We start from the raw sequence: 18,721 nt of genomic DNA, 5'->3' as shown, positions 1-18,721 counted from the left end.
GCAGAACCGCCTCGCGTTTGCGATGGCGCGACATGCGCCCACCGCGGCCCGGACCGGCCGCATCCTTCATCGTCTCTGTCATCGTCATCACCCTTCTGCGGATCCCGTCCGCTTATAGGGTGTCTCAGGAAACTGTGAGGCGGAGGAACTATGCGATGATGGGCGCTTAATTCCTCAGTGAGATGGGCGACGACGTCGAGCAGAATGTTCGCATCGTCAACCTGGTCGGCATCCGGCGTATGCTCCCGCGGATTGGGGCTGATTCCGCCAAGGCTTGGCAAGAAGATCATGGCGGAGGGCGCGATTCCTGCGATCATCTAGGCGCCGTGACCGGCGCTCGAGGTCAGGCGCCTTGAGGTCAGCGCGCGATTGCGGGCGGCTTCCTCCACCATTGCTACGATCCCTGCGTCGAAGGTCACGGGCTCAAACCGTGCCAAACGCCCAACCAAAATCGAGACCTCCTCGTCGGCCGCAACTTGGTTCAGGTATGTGGCAGCGCCGCATCCCGGGCCTGGAGGTTGCCTTCGTCCGGATCGCGCAGGTCGACTGTGAAGGTGGCACGGAAGAGGATGACGTTGATGGCGTTCAGCTCTTAGCTGGCAGGCCAGCTGTTCGAGAGCCGCCAGGTAAGCGGGCACAAGAGTACAGTTATGATCGTGCACAGAGAGGCGGAGGGGCCTGGTGCTGGCCGACCTTCACTTCGTCCCCTTCATGGAGATGGATGGCGTTGTCGATCGTCCACGTGGTGACGTGAGCCCTGCGAACTCCTCCAGATGAGGTTAGAGTCCGTCCAACGTGGAGACGGACGAATGAAGCGCTCACGGTTCACGGAAGAGCAGATCATCGGCATGCTCAAGGAGCATGAGGCCGGGACGAAGACAGCGGAGATCTGCCGCAAGCACGGGATCTCGGAGGCAACCTTCTACAACTATGAGGCCAAGTACGGCGGCCTGGAGGTCTCTGACGCCCGGCGGCTGAAGGCCCTGGAGGACGAGAACGCCAAGCTCAAGAGGCTTCTCGCCGAGCAGATGCTGGACAATGCCGTCCTGAAGGATATCGCGTCAAAAAAACTAGGATGGCAAAGCTAACTGGCAGGCCTGCTGTTCGAGAGCAGCCAGGTAGGCGGCGGGATCATGCCGAAAGCGGGTGCGCAGCGTTCGCGCGACGCGTCGCTTTTCCAGCTGTTGGCGCAAGTTTCTCCAGTGCTCGCGGTTCGCGGCTCCCAAGTCGCGGGCTGTCGGAGCCTGCACGCGGGTCGCGTTAGCGGCGATCAGCCGGACCGAGCCACGCAGAACCGCACCGGGTGACGCTGTCTTGCGCCCGGTCGCGCGCCGCTCGTGATAGCACTGGGAGCCGAACAGCTAGCTGTTCGAGATCGTTGTTGGTGCGCGGCAGGTCCGGCACCGCATAGGTGTGGAACAGGCCAGGGCGATAGCTGCGCGTGACCTTCTGGAAATGATCGAAGGCGCCGGCCAGCGTCCCGGCCCTGGCCCGATGCCGCTGCATCGCGCCCAGAACCCCGTTCACCCGCCGCCGCACCATCGCGGCGCTCTCCTCGTGCGGGTTGCCAAGCCAATGCGCCACGGCGTGCACGAACCGGTAGGCGTACTCCACATCCGGCCACAGCGAGGCGGTGCGCTCCAGCGCGCGAACGATCATCTGGTGCAAGCGCGTCAGCGCCGGTGCGAAGCCCCCTTTTGCGGCACCCGATCCAGGCTGCCGGCCACTGTCTCGAGCCGTTGCTTCAGTTTGAGACCCGAGGCGGCGAGCGGCGCCCGCCCGTCATCGGTGATTGCGCTGCGCACGGCCGCGCAATAGCCTTGCACGATGGCCGCTTCGGGATCCTCCCGCTCCTCCACGGCCCGTTCGATCCCGCGGATGCCGCGGACCTGCTTCTTGAGCTCCTTCTTGGCATGCCGGTCGGCCTCGAAGATCGGATGCGCCGCCTCGCGCAGGAAGTGGAACTGACACAGCTGATGCGGCACGCCCGGCAGGACCTGCGCGACCGCGTGACGGATGGAGGTCTGACCGTCGCTGATCACGCCCACGACCGGCACGCCCACAGCATCCACGGCCTCGCGCAGGAGAACCGCCAGATCCTGGGCCCGGCCGGAGAGCAGGCTGCGGGCCAGCACGATGAGGCCCGAGAGGCAGTCGCGGATCACCCACAGCACCTTATGGCCGACATCCGGCTGCACGCCATCGAGCGCCAGAATGACCCGCCCTTGCTGGGCCAGGAGCTTCTGCAAGGGGCGGCGCTCCATCAGCCGGGTGGCGAGCAGCTCATCGTAGCGGTCGAGCAGGTTGGTGACACTGCGCTCGGCAATGGCCACGCCGCGGGTGGTGAGCACCTCGTGGATCTCGGGCACGCTGCGATGCTCGCGGTGACGCAAGGCCCCGACGAGGGCGATGACGTCCAGCCCGAACTCATGCTGGGGCAAGGCCAAGGCGCCCTCGCTCTCGGGCCGATAGGGCTTGTGGAAGCGGTCGCAGCCGATGGTCTCGCACCAGCGGATCTTGAGCCGCAAGCGGATCGATCCGGTCAGCGTCACAAGGGTGCGGTGGTTCTCGTAGCGGATGCGCATCGGGGCTTTGCAGGCCGGGCATAGCCGACAGGCGGGCCGCAGCACGCGCTCGCGCTCCGGCCGCCCTGAGAGTCTGGTCATCCCGCACCTCCCATCAGGTACAGAAGACCCCCACCACCACACTCTATCAGACAGTCAGGTTTGCCGTCCTAAAAAAATGGTAACGCCCGCTGCCAGGCGCCGGGCCGTGGCTCATGCCATGCAAGCCCATGGCGTGAGCGAGCGGCGGGCATGCTCCATTCTGACGATCGACCGCTCGTCGGTCCGCTATCGCTCCACCCGACCTGACGACGCCGCGGCGCGCGAACGCATGCGAGCTGTGGCGGCGGTGCGCCGGCGCTTCGGCTATCGACGCCTGCAGATCATGCTGGCACGAGAGGGATTGGTCATGAACCACAAGAAGTTCCGGCGCCTCTATCGCGAGGAGAGACTGCAGGTCAAACGCCGGGGCGGCCGCAAGCGGGCCCTGGGGACGCGCGCTCCCATCCTGCTGCCGGGCGGGCCCAACCAGCGCTGGAGCCTGGACTTCCTCAGCGATGCCTTTTGCCGACGGGCGCCGCTTTCGAGTTCTGGCGGTGGTTGATGACTTTACCCGGGAGTGCCTCGGGCTCGTGGCCGATACCTCGCTCTCAGGCCTGCGGGTCACGCGAGAGCTGGATGCCATCATTGCCTGCCGTGGCCGGCCGATAAGCTGTGTTTCGGACAACGCCACCGAACTGACCTCGTCCGCAGTGCTGCGGTGGTGTCAGACCACGAGCGTGGAATGGCAGTATTTCGCGCCAGGCAAGCCACAGCAGAACGCCTTTGTTGAGAGCTTCAATGGCCGCCTGCGCGATGAATGCCTCAACGAGACCCTGTTCACCTCATTGCGGCACGCCCGGCAGGTCCTTGACGCGTGGCGAAGGGATTACAACACCATCCGCCCTCATTCAGCCTTGAAAGGAATGACCCCGACTGACTTTGCCAAGCACACGACCAGAGGACTGCAATCGGAAGGAGCGACCCTTCCAGTTGCTATGACCGCCAACAACGGGCATCAATCAACCAGCGGACCCAGCTCTGAGCGGAGGAAACTCAGGGCTCACGTCAGTGGCAAACCATGAACCGCAGCGTTCTGCTTCTTTCAAACAGCTGATCTTGGAGTCCATCTCTCCCCACCTTTATAGGTCAAGTTTCAGAACGCCCGTCGCACGCGACACGCATGGGATAAATCGATTACTGCGGGCGTCGTTTAAAAGTACCGCATCAAGATGGATCGACACACCTTCCAGATATCTGCACTCGCAGGTCCCACAAACGCCGTTCTCACAGGATGCCATCAACAGAACGCCGGTGGCCCGGAAGGCCACTAACGCGGATTTATCCGCGGGGACCGGGACAGCTGTCCCGTTGCGAAGAACCATCGTGAACGGTTCAGATTGCGTATCATCCCGGACCGGCAGTTGAAAGGCTTCGAAATGGACCGAGCCATCCGGCCAGTGTTCCCAAGCTCGTGCGACTGCAGCCATAAAGCCGGGGGGCCGCAGTAATAGAGATGTTCCCCACTGGGCCTTGTTGACAATTAGCCCTTGATGTCTTGTCGGGTTTCGATTTGATCGTCGAAGTGGAGTCTCAAACTTCCGAGGCTGATGATCTCCTCTAAGGTCTTCAGTAGTGGAGCAAGGCTTCGGCTCCGCGCAAATAAGCGAGTTCAACGGCCTTGCTCTGACAGCAGAGGGGCCGGGCCACTGCAAGGATCGGCGTGATCCCGATGCCGCCAGCAATATGGTCGGGCTCCCACTGTCCTTGAGCGGAAAATAATTGCGCGGGGTGGGGACGAGCAATTCGTCGCCTGGGGTCGCGTAATCATGAATCCATGCCGAGCCGCCGCGTCCGCGCGCTTCTAGCGTTACGGCTATCCTGTAGCGGCTGAGATCCTCCAGCTCACCGCAGAGCGAATACTGACGCACCCTTCTGTAGGATGACGGACATTGACATGCGATCCCAGTTCGAAGGTCGGCAGAAAAGGCCTGTGCGGATGCTTCAGTTTGATCACGCGGACATCGCCAGGTTCTTCATGGATTCCGGCGACTACCAGCTTCGTTGTGATGCGCGGAGATTCCATGTCACTTCACTCATCCATTGGCAGAATCGGATCACCGGAGCGGTTTAGCAGTCCCTCGTAGAGGCCTGGCATGCTGAGAAGCTCCTCGAGGTACTTGCACGGGAAATTCATCCGTGCCGCCCGCGAAACCGTTTCCCCGCCCCGGAAGCGCTTGCCAGCCAAATGGCCGAGCGGAACGCCGACAGGTCGGCAGATTGCGCCTGTGATCTTCGGGCGCAAGCGCGCCTATAAACCCGGGAATCTTTGGCTCTCCCTTGGCAATTGCCTCAAGTACCTCGGCCTCGATCAGCGTGATCTCACGAATGTCGGGCTTGAGCGAATAGGTCCCGGTGCCAAGATAATACCGGTCCCTGACGATGCCGCGTCCGGCAACGAGCTGTGCCTCAGCTAGTTCCTCCATTTCGTAGGAAGCGGCCGACGCTATATGAATGTGGAGCAGAGTGCCCTGCCAAGTCATGTATCGGCCCCCGCCGTGTCTCTTGCCTTCGACGTGAGCCTCTACGCAGGCGACCTGCTGCCCTTATCATTGGACTATCCTACGTCCTACCCCCCAGTCGTCACCACTCCCCAGTCAGCGGTAAATCTGCCATGAGATTGGCCTTGTCAAAAGCGCCAGTTTGCCGGCATCTTCTTAGTCCAGTTGAATGAAACATTTGAGGCTGTGCGACAGGACGAGCCAGTGAGATACTCGGCGGGCTGAAGGTTGCGTGTCAACGCGTACCCTTCACAGTGTCGATAGCTGCGGCGAGAAGTTGAACACCTCTCTCGATCTGCCTCGGTGTCAAGGCCGAGTAGCCCATTACCAGTCCAAGCCGCTCCCGTGGCGCCCCGGTAGGCCCCGTTGCCGAGTCGTAGAGCGGTGAAATACCGTAGAGCCCGACACCGTGCTGGCGCGCGGCCTCTATCAAGGCGGTTTCGAGTGATCCTGGCAGCTCATTTAACCAGACGACGACATGCAAGCCGGCATCGGCACCCTCAATGGTGATCCGTTCGCCGAGTGCATACTCGAGGGCGCTCAATAACGTCTCGCGGCGCTCTCGGTGAAGCCTTCTTACGCGACGAACATGGCTCTCATAGGCGCCGCTTTCGATAAGGGAGGCCAGCGCTTCCTGCTCGGTCATGGGTGTATGCCGGTCGACCAGTTGCTTTGCGGTTGCGAACACCTCCTGCAATTGCTGTGGCACCACGAGGTAGCCGATGCGTAGCATCGGCGACAGTGTCTTCGAAACAGTGCCAAGGTAGATGACGTTGCGGCCGTCCTCCAAGCTCTGGAGCGGAGGAACCGGGCTGATATCATACCGGTATTCGCTGTCGTAGTCGTCCTCGACCACGTAGGCGTCATGATCCCGGGCCCAATCGAGAAGCTGCTGGCGGCGGCTAATCGGCATGACACCGCCCAACGGAAACTGATGAGATGGTGTTACATAAGCCATCCGGGCGTCAATTTGTGCCAAATCCTCGGTCTTCAAGCCGTCTGCGTCCACGGCCACCGCCACTGCCGTGGCCCCCGTGCTAGAGAAGATCTGGCGGGCCATCCGGTAGCCGGGGTTCTCCATCACGAACGCGCGGCCCGCGTCGAGAACGATCCGAGCGCAGAGATCTAATCCCTGCTGGGAGCCAGTGACGACGATGATTTGCTCCAGATTGCATTGCAACGTCCTTGCTCGCCAAAGATATCCCTGAAGTGCTTGCCGCAGGCGCCGGGATCCCCGCGGATCCTCATAGGCAAGCCGTACCGGTCTTCGAGTAATCACGGAATTGATAGCCCGCTTCCACGCCAGCGCCGGAAAATCAGACGGAGCAAGATCGCCGTACCGAAAATCGACGGTCAAGGTATTAGTCAGGTAATCGAGCCATGGTGAAAGTGCGCGAAGTCTCTCGCCGTAAGCCGAAAGCGGCCCACGTGTCTCCCGCGGAGCCTTCATGTCACGCAGGTGCGGTCCCATGTGCAATGTTATAACTCGAGGGCGTGCGCCTTGGCGTAGTTCCACGAACCCCTCCGCGGCAAGTTGTTCATAGGCAACCGTGACCGTGGTTCGGGAAACATGCAGTTCGTTTGCCAAGCTACGCGAGGATGGAAGCTGGCTTCCCGCCTCGTAGACGCGACTGAGGATCTGATCCTTGAGCGCCTCGTAAATCCTGCGCGCACCCATTTTAGGCGCCCGGTCGGTCGCCACTTGTTTTTCCGACTGGACCATTTTTTTTCAGTCAAACTGGATATGTCTTGCCGGCCAGTATGATGCCAATGTGGGTCAAAGCAAAGAGGATACGATCAGGCTATGATGATCGGCAGCGAACACGACAAGCGTCAGGAACACTCTGACCACTCTCACACGGCAAACCTCGGATTCGACACGCGCGCCATTCACCACGCGTTCGACCCAGTGGCTTTTAAGAGAGCGGCCCAGCCGCCGGTGTTTCTGACGTCGACCTACGCCTTTGAGAGCGTCGGGGCAAATGATGCTGCCGCAGCGCTCGGGGGCAGGCTGTATGCTCGTGAATATAATCCGACCACGGAGATCCTCGAGCAAAGGCTTGCAAACCTGGAAGGGGCTGAAGCAGGCCTCGTCGTATCGACAGGGATGGCTGCCTTCGGCACTCTGATCCTCTCATTGCTGTCGCAGGGCGACGAGCTCGTCGTTCACAACACCCTCTACTCGAATACTGTTGCGATGGTGGAGCAGGGTTTGCCTCGCTTCGGAATCAAGGTGGTTCCAGTCGATTTGTCGAATCCGTTGAACCTCGAAGCGGCGATCACAGCAAAGACGAAGCTCGTTTATTTCGAGACACCCGTCAACCCCGTGAGTGCCATTCTAGACATCACGGCGATCACAGAATGCGCTCACGCCCATGGAGTGAAAGTCGCGGTGGACAGTACCTTTGCTTCTCCCGCACTCCAGCGGCCGATCAAGCATGGTGCTGATATCGTCCTACACTCCCTGACAAAGTATATCAATGGGCATGGCGATACGTTGGGTGGCGCATTGCTTGGTGATGCCGAAACACTCCACCTCTTGCATGAGACTGGCCTGCGCTACATCACCGGCGCGACATTGTCGCCGCATTCGGCTTTCCTGATCATGCGGGGACTGAAAACGCTCACGCTTCGAATGGATCGGCACAGTGCCTCGGCTCTGGCAATCGCTGGAATGCTCGAAGCGCATCCCGCCGTGTCCTGGGTGAGCTATCCCTTCCTTGATTCACATCCCGATCACGCCATTGCGCGCAGGCAAATGGCGCAAGGATCCGGCATGATGGCCTTTGGACTTCATGCCGGTTTTGACGGCGCAAGAACAATGCTGGACCGCTTGAAACTGATAACGCGCGCCGTGAGCCTCGGCGACACCGACAGCCTTATCTATCATCCAGCGAGCATCACACGGGCGCGGCAAAGGATCCGGCAAGACGCACACATGGTCTCGGGTGTTGGAGACGAACTTATCCGACTTTCGGTCGGCCTTGAAGACGTGAATGACCTGATCGGGGACCTTCGCCACGCCCTCCTAGCCTTGTGACATAGCCACCGACGATCGCGATTACATAAACTCGGAACCGGACATGGAGCATCGAGTGACAGTCCTGAGCGGGCTTTCCGCATTTCCCATCACGCCGAGTGACCGTGCCGGCCACGTTGACACTGCGGCGCTCAAAAGGCTCGTGGTTCGGCTTTGCACCGCAGGCGTCGACTCTATCGGCCTTCTCGGCAGCACCGGAACTTACATGTATCTATCCCGTGAGGAGCGGCGGCGCGCTCTAAGCGCGACCATTGAGGCAACCGGCGGGAGCATACCAGTACTGGTAGGCGTCGGTGCCTTGCGGACCGACGAGGCGGTCGGACTGGCGCAGGACGCGAAAGCCTCTGGCGCCGCCGCAGGTCTCCTTGCCGCCGTCTCGTATGCGCCACTCACGGAGGACGAAGTCTTCGAGCATATCTCCACCGTGGCCCGCGAGAGCTGCCTTCCCATCGTAGTTTATGATAACCCGGAGACTACCCACTTCCGTTTTACCGCTGCTCTGGTGGAGCGACTGGCCCACGTGAACGGCATCGTGGCGATCAAGAACCCGACAGGAGAACCTGAGAAGATCGCGAGTCACTTGGCACAACTGAGATCCTTGACGCCCAGGGGGTTCTCAATCGGCTATAGCGGCGACTGGAATGCTGCCGAAGCAATGATCCGCGGAGCTGATACTTGGTACAGCGTTCTCGCTGGCATCCTTCCCGACGTCTGCCTGCGCATCGTGAGGGCAACTCAGAACGGCGATGTCGAAGAGGCACGCCGTCTGGATGCCACACTTGGCCCGGTCTGGGATCTGTTCAAGCAGTTCTCCAGTCTTCGGACCGTCTATACGATGGCCGATCTGCTCGGCGTCTGCCAGGCGGAGCCGCCTCGTCCCATTCTCCCTTTGCCGCCATCCACAAAGGAGAAGATAGCTCGCTGCCTTGCTGTGCTCGAGCAGGAACTCGCTTGAAGCGAGCAAGGTCTGGCGCCGCCGGAGAACCATGACGGCATGGCTTTATGTCGACCGGGTATTGCCCGTGCACATCGTCATCGGTCTCCCTGCACGTGCTCGCACCACCACGGTCACTGCGGGGATCAACAGATTGCTGGTGGCAATTGCGGCTATGTGCGGTCTCAAGGAGGAGGCTGTGGCCGCGTGGGAGTCCGGCCGTCTTGCAGTTCTCGCTGTGATGATCTTCTCGACGATCGCAGAACCGCTGTCGGAGGCGAGCATTCCGGCGGCGCTAGGGCGGGCATCCACCATGCCTTTGGAACGTGAGCCGTGGTCGGTAAGTCACTACTTTCGGCCGTGCTCGGAGCACTGGTCACCAGCGGAATGCTGCGGACGCCCTCTTCATGAGCGCCGAAGTCGCTCTTGAAAATTACTAACTGGAAGAGATCCACAATATGGATGGTTTCAGCCATGCGATTCAAAGGTCTTGATCTAAATCTTCTTGTTGCGCTCGACGCCCTAATGACGGAACGGAATCTCACAGTGGCGGCACGAAGCATCAATCTGAGCCAGCCTGCCATGAGCGCAGCCGTCAACCGGCTAAGAGACTACTTTCGCGATGATCTATTCACGATGAACGGTCGCGAGCTTCGCCCCACACCGCGGGCTGAGGGACTCGCGCCAGCGGTCCGAGACGTTCTCCTGCAAATTCGGAGCTCAATCATTTCTTGGGAGCCATTCAATCCAGGTCAATCCAACCGTCGTTTCAGGATCCTTCTTTCGGATTTCATGACGCTTGTCTTCCTTGATAGGGTCGTCGAGCGTCTTGCGCAGGAAGCACCCACCGTCAGTTTCGAACTTCTGCCACTCGACAGCGACCCAAGCGAGCTTCTCCGGCGGGGTGAGGTTGATTTTCTCTTGCTCCCGGATCTGTTCATGGAGAACACGCATCCGAGCGCGAAGCTGTTCGATGAGGAGCTTGTCTGCGTCAGTTGTCCTACCAACACATCGGTACCGCAGGACCTTACATTCGAGCAATACATGTCGATGGGACACGTCGCAGTTCGGTTCGGACGCTCGTTGAGGCCTTCGGTTGAAGAATGGTACTTGCTCGAACATGGGATTAAAAGACGCATCGAAGTCGTAGTGCAGGGATTTAACCTGATCCCGCAGGTGCTGCGCGGCACAAACCGCCTTGCCACTATGCCCTTACGATTGGTCAAGTATTTCGAGAAAACCATTCCCTTACGGATCATCAATCTTCCGTTGCCGCTTCCTGCCTTCACGGAAGCTGTTCAGTGGCCCGCACTTCATAACGGCGACCCGGCCAGTATCTGGATGCGGCAGATATTGATCGAGGAGGCGTCCAACATGGCGTTTCCGAATGATGCAGGGGAGTCCCTGCCCTCACATGCTGGCCGTCGAGCCAAAGCCCATGTTGCGGTGATTGACGACGGTCTTATTTGCGCTGGAGGATGAGCCCAAATAAGGCAGCTCGCGCCCACGGCAGCTATTATTGGCCGCATGCTACGGGTTCTCTGCATCAGTCTGTTGGCGCCCTGGCATTCATGGTCCCAAAGAGTTCCCGCTGGAGCGGCGCGACAAGCGTCTCCGCAAACGGAGTCGCGATGTGGTGCCGGTCGCGGAAGGTCAGCATGCCGCCAATCATGGCGGGGCACCTTGTTTCGTTGCAGAACAGGTCGGTCAGGTCGACATAAGAGGCATTTCCGATATGCGCAATGGCCTTCCGTTCGCTGTCCGGAATCGTCTCTTCCATAGCCTCGCTACGCGGTGTGTCACAGATTTCGGGACTCCTGTTTTGCCAGAGTGCGCGCGCGACGCATTTGTCGGGATGGGTCCTGTGCACCGGCCCATCCCGAATCACCGCGATCTTTGGGGTAGCGCTTTCCAAGGCGGACACGGTCTTACGGAGCCCCTGAGCCCATGTGGCTGCGTCGATCTGGTGAGCAGATGTGACGTTGATGTCATTTTTGACGTAAGCCGAGGAATACTCCGAAATGATCACCATGTCCGCCTTTCGTGTGGCAATCTCGCGCATCGCGAACTCCCGCCACCGATCGCATTCCTCGTAATCCCGCACGAGCATAGAACTCCAAATTGTGACGTCTGCCGCAGGGCAGGATGATTTAAGATAAGTGACAAGCCGCCACCGGTTACTGTTCACCATGCTGATCAGCGGCGTCGACCAGTGATCAGCATGCGAATCCCCTATGAGAACGATGGTCTTACCGGGGTTTTCAGCACCGAATTCGCAGGGCTTAGGCTGCACTTGGTAGGCGTCGAGAAGACAGCCCGCGTCCAACTGCCGGGCCAGTGAATCGCGCTCAGCGCTTAGGCGGACAAGATTCTGCTGGGGATCGATCTTTTGATTGGCCAGTCGCGCGCCGCCAAAGGCGACTATTGTACCACACGCGGTCACAAGCGCAGCAAAACCGAGGGAGCGGCTGGTTTTTGCCATCAACCACGAGTTCCGTCGCAGCGGGTTTTCGACGAAGCGGTAGCTCAGGACAGAGAGCCCCAAGGTAAGCGCGAAGCACAGAGCCCGTTCGAGGATAGTGAGCTCGGGTTTCAAGATGCCCGCAAAGACGATTACGGGCCAATGCCATAGGTAGAGTGAATACGATACCCGTCCGATCCGTTGCAGCGGCGCCAGCGAAAGAAGCAATTGCGGTCCCGCGTGCCTCGGACGTGTGCCGCTGAGAAGCACGATCACCGTGCCGACGACTGGAACAAGGGCAATCAACCCTGGAAAGGGCACATCCACTGGCATGCCGAGGTAGGACGTCATGATCAGACCTATTCCGATCCAGCCGAAGACCGATATGAGCCGAAACCGCTTGGCCGCCTCTTCGGAGACCATTGAGGCGAGACCTCCACAAGCGAACTCCCAGGCACGGAACGGTGAAAAGTAAAACGCCCACGGCTCCGATACGGCAGTAAAATGCAAACAGAACGCGAAGGAGACGACACCCACCAGCGTCATCGGGAGGAAAAGCCCGTATGCACCCGCACGGAGCCGCGCGAAAAGCAGCAGCAGAGCCGGCCAAATGAGATAGAATTGCTCCTCAATCGAGAGCGACCAGAAATGGATGAACGGGTTGTTGGCTGCATCCGAGGCGAAATAATCAACGGCCGAGCTGATAAGCCACAGGTTGATTATGTAGGCGGACGCGTAAAACGACTCCTCAGAATAGAACTGCTGCTCGGGTGGAGAAAGAACGAAGTAGCCGAAGAATAGCGTCGCAAGGATGGCGACACACGACGCGGGAAGAAGCCGGCGAGCTCGCCGCGCGTAGAAGCGCAGAAGGTCGAGCGAGCCGGTCTCGTCAATTTCGAGCTGGATCTGCCTGGTGACCAGATATCCCGATATAACGAAAAAGATATCAACACCGACAAAGCCGCCGGGCAGACCAGCTACGCCAAAGTGAAAGGCGATCACTCCCGAAACGGCAAGGGCACGCAGTCCCTCGATATCCATCCGGAAATGATGTGGTTCCGTTCGTGTAGCCATATCGAAATCTGAGCGCCCTATGATTCAGTCTCATCGAACAGTCCGGGCCAAGAAGGAGGACTCATGTATGAACACACCTCACGCCCACATTGCCGTTCTTTGAGAGTGCAGCGGAATTAGCCATGGAATTCTTTGAGCCTGATAGAAAATGAAGTGAGCGATTCTAGCTAGTTAAGATTTCGTCGCTGGTTGCGAAATCTACCGAGAATCGGATGCCCTAGAGCAAAATCATCCTGCGCTATCATGACAGGCGAAAGCTGCATTACGCAAGTGCCCGCATGGAGCATGGCAGATTATCCCATCCATTCTGGAACGATGCTGCAACATCTGACATCCATGTATGCAGATCTTGTGAGAGGTTTGGAGTGCAGTTCAGTATAGTGCCGCGTCGGCCTGTCAATAGCGGCCTCTGCTCAGGGGGGCCCGGCATGGTTCTGACAACCGCGTTGGTTCACACCCGAGGGTACTGTTTTGCAAACCGTAACGTGCTCGGGCAAGGCCAAGCAAATGGTCCTTTTGCGCAAAAGTTGGACGGTGGAGCAGTTGTTCGCATGAGCGAGCCGACGCCAGGGCTTGCGGAAGGCGTGGAAACTACAATCGCCCCCTCTGAGCTGGGGCCGTCAATTGCAGTCATCCGGAGAACAGCACAAGCCAACCCGCCCGCCCAAAAACAACAACCCCGTAGTTCGAGCCGCCGCGTAAAATCTGCCGCTCTGCAAGTGCGGTCACTAGACCAATCAGATCCAAAGAGCCGGTCACCAAGCATGTGGCGTAGTTCCCGGACTTCATCATTTTCCTCCTTCCGCCTCGGACTTTTGCCCTAAAACATTCCTTCGAGCAGGGCAGCCCACCATCCATCAAATTGATGCCTACAATCCAAACAATTGATTTTCCCGGCTCTACTGGATCCTTCATAGATGGAGGCATCTATCGTAGTGAGGTTGCCTCTCGATCTAGTTGGTCTCATCGCAATCAGTCCGGCAGATACCGCGTCGAGAACGCCATTCCGATCGGGCCAATTTCTATTTTGCTCAACTGAGCGTTTTTGCTGGCCAGCTTGACCCCAATTTGGCTCAAAGTAAGAGGTTCGCCATGATCGGCGGCAGCGAAGACGACAAGGCCCACATACACTCGCGTACAGTCGACATTGGGACGATCGGTCTTGATACCCGCAGCATTCACGATGTAGTTGAATCCGCGGCAGTAGAGAGAGCAATTCAGTCGCAAGAGTTTGGGGGCTCGGCGTACGATCTCGGGAACGCCGAGGCGGGCGACGCAGCCGCAGCGCCCAACGGCCAGCATTGTGCCCGCAGCAGGATCGTCGCTAATCCTTGCGAAAGTCAGCAGACGATTTCTGAAACTTCAACAACTGATCTGAGGTACTTCAAGCATTATCTTGCTGCGCTCCGGCCGCATCAATGGCTAAAGAATGTGCTAGTGTTCTTTCCAGGGCTGGCTGCACATAAGTTCGATTGGCCGACACTCCTCTCATCAATGGAGGCATTCGTCTGCTTCAGCTTTGTGGCTTCTGGTGTTTACGTCGTGAACGATCTTCTCGATATCCGCGCAGATCGGGTGCACCCGCGCAAGCGGTACCGTCCGTTCGCCTCGCGCAGCATCCCCGCCACGCACGGAACGTGGATAGCACTAGGGCTGATCGTTCCGGGCGGGTTCATAGCCATGTTTATAGGGCAGGGCTTTTTCCTTGTAATGGCAAGCTATCTTCTTGCGACCACGGCCTATTCACTGCACTTCAAGCGGCACATCGTTATAGATATATGTATTCTTGCGGGCCTCTATACCATACGCATCGTCGCAGGTGGAATCGCGACATCAGTTCCGATATCAGTCTTGCTCATTGCCTTTTCCATGTTCTTTTTCCTCTCGCTTGCTGCGGTGAAGCGACAAGGCGAGTTGGTTGATAGCGCCGGGCGTGGATGTCTACAGGCCGATGGCCGAGGTTATCACGTCAACGACTTGCAAATCATCTCCATGATCGCAGTTGCGGCAGGATACGTATCTGTTCTGGTGATGACATACTACGTCAATTCGCCTGCCGTAGCGGAGCTCTACCCTCATCCTCAGATGCTCTGGGGCGTTTGCGCAGTCCTGCTCTATTGGATCACTCGCACGGTCATGATGGCGCACCGCGGGTACATGCATGATGATCCGGTGATCTACGCCGCAAAGGATCGGATCAGTCAGGCCTGCCTAGCGATTATTCTGGTCTTCGTCGCGGCCGGAATGCTGGTATGAATCGGCGAACTCTAACGTTACGCTATGCGGCATTTGCCGCCATCGCAACGGTTGTCAATATCACCACACAAAATTCGGTCCTCCAACTCGGGGACGCGAGCGATCTTCTTGCGCTTGCCATGATCGTGGGCACCATCGCCGGGCTACTGACCAAATACCTGCTCGATAAGCTTTGGATTTTTTACGACCGGGAAATCGGCCTCAAAAGCGATGGGTGGAAGTTCTCGCTCTACACGGCAGTGGGTGGCCTCACCACGATTATTTCGTGGAGCGCTGAGGCGGCTTCCTGGACGATCTGGGGAACTGAGGTGATGCGTGATGTGGGTGCTTTCGTTGGGCTGACTATCGGCTACATGGTCAGATTTCAGCTAGACAAACGCTTTGTGTTTTCAGATCGGCAGGGGAGGATCGCTCCATGAAGCTCGCGGGCTGGGGAAGGTTCCCAGTCATGGACGCCCAAGTTTATGTGCCCCGTGACCTTGCAGGGATCCAGCAGCTTGTAGCTTCGAAGCCGAGTGTAATCGCGCGCGGCTGTGGTAGAGCTTATGGTGACAGCGCCATTAATTCATCCGCGACGATTGATATGCGACGTTTGAACAGGATGTTGGCCTTTGATCCGAAAACTGGGCAGTTGATCGCGGAGGCTGGAGTTGTTCTGTCCGACATCATCGCGGCTTTCCTACCCCGAGGTTGGTTCCCAACGGTCACGCCCGGCACGAAGTTCGTGACCTTGGGCGGTATGATCGCCGCCGATGTCCATGGCAAGAACCATCGCAAGCACGGAAGTTTTCGAAGGTGCGTCGACTGGATCGATGTAATGGGGGCCGATGGCACAATCCAACGTTGCTCACGCGAAGGTCACGTAGAGCTCTTCGAGCACACTCTTGGCGGGATGGGACTCACCGGAATTATTATACGAGCGGCCGTCCGATTACGCACGATCGAAACTGGATGGATCCGCCAGACGACAATACCCGCGCCGAACCTTGAATCAGCAATGACCGCTCTGGAACGTGCTCATGGTTCGACTTATTCGGTGGCGTGGATTGACTGCCTTGGGGCGGGGATCAACCTTGGACGCTCACTTGTTTTCCTGGGAGAGCACGCGAACAGCCCGGACCTTCCAGCACATCGATCGCTCCATCCTTTCACTACGCCGGATAAGCGCAAACTTTCGCTTCCGTTCAACTTCCCATGCTTTGCTCTTAATCGATTTAGCCTCCGTGCCTTCAATACACTCTACTATTGGGCCGGCGCTTGGAATCGAGGTGAGAAACTCGTTGACTGGGATAGCTTCTTCTATCCCCTTGACGCGATCGCCGCCTGGCATCGGCTCTACGGCCGCAAGGGATTCGCTCAGTTCCAGTGTGCTCTTCCCCTAAACCGCTCCGAAGAGGGGCTCAGGGCCCTGCTCCAGACAGTGTCCAAGGCACGCGCTGGGTCCTTCTTGGCCGTTCTCAAGCGGTTCGGCCCGCAGGAGAGCCGGTTTTCGTTCCCGATGGAAGGCTACTCCCTTGCTCTTGACTTCCCCATCACGACCAAGACCTCGGGCTTGTTGGCGAACCTGGAGCAAATTACAATCGATCACGGCGGGCGCTTCTATCTAGCCAAAGACAGCCGCATGTCTGCTGAAACGTTACGTGCCTCCGATGGCCGAGTTGAAAGCTTCGTCCGAATGCGGGCGGATAGCGGCTGGAAGAACTCGTTCCAATCGGCGCAAGCGGAAAGACTTGTGCTGTGACAAAGCCGTCCATTCTTATCTTGGGTGCACGTTCGGACATAGGCATAGCCGTGGCGCACAAGTTTGCAGCGCACGGCCATCCGATCCAATTAGCCGCGCGGCAGTCGAAAAAGCTCGACGCCGAAAAGGCCAATTTGCAGATCCGATATGGTGTCCCTGTAACCCTACACGAGTTCGACGCACTGCTGCCAGAAACTCACGCGGAGTTTCTAGCCATGTTGCCCGAACTGCCCGCGATCGCCGTAAGCATCGTCGGCATGATGGGAAGCCAGGAAGGCAGCGAGCGCGATTATCTGCTCGCCAGTTGCATCATGCGTAGCAACTTCGAAGGACCTGCCAATATCCTGTCATTGCTGGCCAACCGATTCGAAGAACGGGGATCAGGCACTCTGGTTGGCCTCAGTTCGGTTGCGGGAGAGCGCGGACGCGCGACGAACTACGTCTACGGCTCCGCGAAGGCGGGCTTCACGGCCTTCCTATCCGGCCTTCGCAATCGTTTGGCGAAACGCGGCGTACACGTTGTGACGGTGCTCCCGGGTTATGTTGCGACGGAGGCGACTGAAAGCATCCATCTGCCGGCAAGGCTCACCGCACAACCGAGTGAGGTCGCTGAAAGGATAGTGGTCGCCGTCGAGCGAAAGAAAAATGTTATCTACGTTCGTCCAGTCTGGCGGCTGATCATGCTGATCATAAGGCTCATCCCAGAGGCGGTTTTCAAGAGGATAAGGATATGATCCGCCTCGTCCCTACAAAAAAGCAACTAGAATACGTTGTTGCGGGATCTTTCATCATTGCTGGTATATCCGGTGTGATATGGATATTAACCGACCAGGATCCGATCCGAGTGGCGAATGGCTTGGGTTTCGATGGGGTATACTACGACAGAATTCTTCGGCACTTGGCTGCTGAAGGTGGCTTGGAGTTGCCCATAGCCTTTCCTTATTGTGGTCGCGTCGGGACGCCCTGGATACTTGCGAAGGTTTTCCATAGTCACGTCGGTTTTTTTGGATTCAATTTGGTTGTCTCCGTGTTATTTTCCGCTACTTTGCTTCTCGCGACACACTCACTCTGGCGTGGGAGCCTGAAAGGGCTCACGGCTGTGGTGGCGGCGTCGTCGTTCCTATATTTTGCACCAGTAAAATTTACAAATTTCTATCCGGTTTACATGGATCCCCCTTTTCTTCTCATCCTGTCATTTTGCCTATTACTGATAATAAACCGAGAGTACCTTCTTGCTAGTGCTATATGCATGTCAGGAATTCCTTTCAGAGAAGCTAGCTTCTATCTTTTGCCGCTATTCTTGTCATTTTATATTAAAAACGCGGAGAGGAAGAGAGCCGCGTTGGTGATATCTCTGTTCATTATTCTCGCTGGGTATGTGACAAAAGGACTAATACTGTCGGAATTTGATTGCGAATATCAGTCGCAACTCTTTACAGGGCTTTTCTGGCTTTATCGTTTTCTATCTGAGCCCGCTCATGTCTTAGGGTCGTTAGCTGCTATATCGCTCACCCTGGGACCGCTATATATTGTGTTAAACAAGGAGGCAGTTAAGCACGTTCAATGGAACGGCGCTGTCATATTTTCGGCAGCTGCATCTGTATACTGCGCCTCGTTGGCAATAGTTGGGGGGTCGGATGTCACGAGGATATTTTATAGTTTTTTGCCCCTCTATGTACCTCTACTGATAGCGTCCTTCAGAGCGTCAAGCCTAACATCGTTTGCCCTTGCCTGCTTTGGCTGGATGCTCACAAATCAGATGCTTCACACATACGAACAGCCGATCTCCGATGGGCCGAATAATGATCTTTCAGGTTTCTTTGCGCAATTTCCCGATTATGCGCATCCCACTATAGCCTTGGTTATCTTAGTGATATGGATCATTTTGGCGATGTTAAGAAGACTCATTGAGCCGTTAGAACGTCACTTGCCGAGCGAGTGAGTTCTAGAGTCGGCACCTTAAGGTTGGTGAGTTGAGACCATCCCTCCGGTCGGCAACGCGCGCGAGCGGGGCGCTTGTAACGCGTTTGTCACCGTCTCACTCTGCTTCG

Annotated in this window: 12 protein-coding genes and 5 pseudogenes; 10 read left to right on the top strand and 7 right to left on the bottom strand. The window is 57.8% G+C overall.

Annotation, left to right across the window (positions count from 1 at the left end):
• Positions 1 to 176 precede the first annotated feature (176 nt).
• Positions 177 to 592 (bottom strand): annotated as a pseudogene (locus OCW50_RS28185) (Zn-dependent hydrolase); the annotation flags it as partial.
• Positions 593 to 809: 217 nt separating this feature from the next.
• Here OCW50_RS28185 and OCW50_RS28180 point away from each other — a divergent pair.
• Positions 810 to 1,073: pseudogene (locus OCW50_RS28180) on the top strand (transposase); the annotation flags it as partial.
• Here the strand turns inward: OCW50_RS28180 and OCW50_RS28175 are convergent.
• Positions 1,071 to 2,585: pseudogene (locus tag OCW50_RS28175) on the bottom strand (transposase). The pseudogenes OCW50_RS28180 and OCW50_RS28175 overlap by 3 nt on opposite strands.
• A 151-nt stretch (positions 2,586 to 2,736) precedes the next feature.
• Between OCW50_RS28175 and OCW50_RS28170 the strand changes: the two are divergent.
• Positions 2,737 to 3,688, top strand: a pseudogene (locus tag OCW50_RS28170) (IS3 family transposase); the annotation flags it as partial.
• Positions 3,689 to 3,745: 57 nt separating this feature from the next.
• Here OCW50_RS28170 and OCW50_RS28165 read toward each other — a convergent pair.
• The 3 genes and pseudogenes from OCW50_RS28165 to pdxR form a co-directional block, all read right to left on the bottom strand.
• Entirely contained in the window at positions 3,746 to 3,988 is a 243-nt protein-coding gene (locus OCW50_RS28165; protein ID WP_245435632.1) for a 2Fe-2S iron-sulfur cluster-binding protein, read from the bottom strand.
• A gap of 707 nt (positions 3,989 to 4,695) precedes the next feature.
• Positions 4,696 to 5,146 (bottom strand): annotated as a pseudogene (locus OCW50_RS33280) (MOSC domain-containing protein).
• A 253-nt stretch (positions 5,147 to 5,399) separates the two neighbouring features.
• A complete protein-coding gene (pdxR, locus tag OCW50_RS28160; protein ID WP_210807031.1) occupies positions 5,400 to 6,887 on the bottom strand; it encodes a MocR-like pyridoxine biosynthesis transcription factor PdxR in 1,488 nt (495 codons plus the stop codon).
• Positions 6,888 to 6,971: 84 nt separating this feature from the next.
• On the opposite strand from pdxR, the gene OCW50_RS28155 reads away from it, so the two are divergent.
• The 3 genes from OCW50_RS28155 to OCW50_RS28145 all read left to right on the top strand — a co-directional run bounded on the left by OCW50_RS28155 (position 6,972) and on the right by OCW50_RS28145 (position 10,620).
• Positions 6,972 to 8,204, top strand: coding sequence for a trans-sulfuration enzyme family protein (locus tag OCW50_RS28155; protein ID WP_114947395.1), 1,233 nt, complete (start codon positions 6,972 to 6,974; stop codon positions 8,202 to 8,204).
• 55 nt (positions 8,205 to 8,259) lie between these two features.
• Positions 8,260 to 9,159 (top strand): dihydrodipicolinate synthase family protein, encoded by a 900-nt coding sequence (locus OCW50_RS28150; protein WP_114947396.1) that lies wholly within the window; start codon positions 8,260 to 8,262, stop codon positions 9,157 to 9,159.
• A 453-nt stretch (positions 9,160 to 9,612) separates the two neighbouring features.
• On the top strand, positions 9,613 to 10,620 hold the full coding sequence (locus tag OCW50_RS28145) for a LysR family transcriptional regulator (protein WP_210807029.1): 1,008 nt from the start codon (positions 9,613 to 9,615) through the stop codon (positions 10,618 to 10,620).
• A 64-nt stretch (positions 10,621 to 10,684) separates the two neighbouring features.
• On the opposite strand, the gene OCW50_RS28140 is transcribed toward OCW50_RS28145, so the two are convergent.
• Both OCW50_RS28140 and OCW50_RS28135 read right to left on the bottom strand, forming a co-directional pair.
• Positions 10,685 to 12,673 carry an acyltransferase family protein gene (locus OCW50_RS28140; protein WP_262299870.1) on the bottom strand — a complete coding sequence of 663 codons (1,989 nt, stop codon included), beginning with the start codon at positions 12,671 to 12,673 and terminating at the stop codon, positions 10,685 to 10,687.
• A gap of 630 nt (positions 12,674 to 13,303) precedes the next feature.
• Positions 13,304 to 13,588, bottom strand: a complete 285-nt coding sequence (locus tag OCW50_RS28135; RefSeq protein ID WP_210807025.1) for a hypothetical protein — start codon at positions 13,586 to 13,588, stop codon at positions 13,304 to 13,306.
• 177 nt (positions 13,589 to 13,765) lie between these two features.
• On the opposite strand from OCW50_RS28135, the gene OCW50_RS28130 reads away from it, so the two are divergent.
• From OCW50_RS28130 to OCW50_RS28110, 5 genes are read left to right on the top strand one after another with little or no spacing between them, the layout of a single operon-like run.
• The gene (locus OCW50_RS28130; protein ID WP_210807023.1) at positions 13,766 to 14,929 is read left to right on the top strand and encodes a UbiA family prenyltransferase; all 1,164 of its coding nucleotides are present in this window, start codon (positions 13,766 to 13,768) and stop codon (positions 14,927 to 14,929) included.
• On the top strand, positions 14,926 to 15,348 hold the full coding sequence (locus OCW50_RS28125; RefSeq protein ID WP_210807021.1) for a GtrA family protein: 423 nt from the start codon (positions 14,926 to 14,928) through the stop codon (positions 15,346 to 15,348). The genes OCW50_RS28130 and OCW50_RS28125 overlap by 4 nt, the downstream gene beginning before the upstream one ends.
• Positions 15,345 to 16,670 (top strand): FAD-binding oxidoreductase, encoded by a 1,326-nt coding sequence (locus OCW50_RS28120; protein WP_210807020.1) that lies wholly within the window; start codon positions 15,345 to 15,347, stop codon positions 16,668 to 16,670. The genes OCW50_RS28125 and OCW50_RS28120 overlap by 4 nt, the downstream gene beginning before the upstream one ends.
• A complete protein-coding gene (locus tag OCW50_RS28115) occupies positions 16,667 to 17,404 on the top strand; it encodes an SDR family oxidoreductase (RefSeq protein ID WP_210807018.1) in 738 nt (245 codons plus the stop codon). Before OCW50_RS28120 ends, OCW50_RS28115 begins: the two co-directional genes overlap by 4 nt.
• Positions 17,401 to 18,612 (top strand): hypothetical protein, encoded by a 1,212-nt coding sequence (locus OCW50_RS28110; RefSeq protein WP_210807016.1) that lies wholly within the window; start codon positions 17,401 to 17,403, stop codon positions 18,610 to 18,612. The genes OCW50_RS28115 and OCW50_RS28110 overlap by 4 nt, the downstream gene beginning before the upstream one ends.
• Positions 18,613 to 18,721 lie beyond the last annotated feature (109 nt).

This window comes from Microvirga sesbaniae, assembly GCF_025460805.1.
GTDB lineage: Bacteria > Pseudomonadota > Alphaproteobacteria > Rhizobiales > Beijerinckiaceae > Microvirga > Microvirga sesbaniae.
Note: the sequence above shows the minus strand (reverse complement) of the source record. Positions and strands in the feature narration are given on the sequence as shown.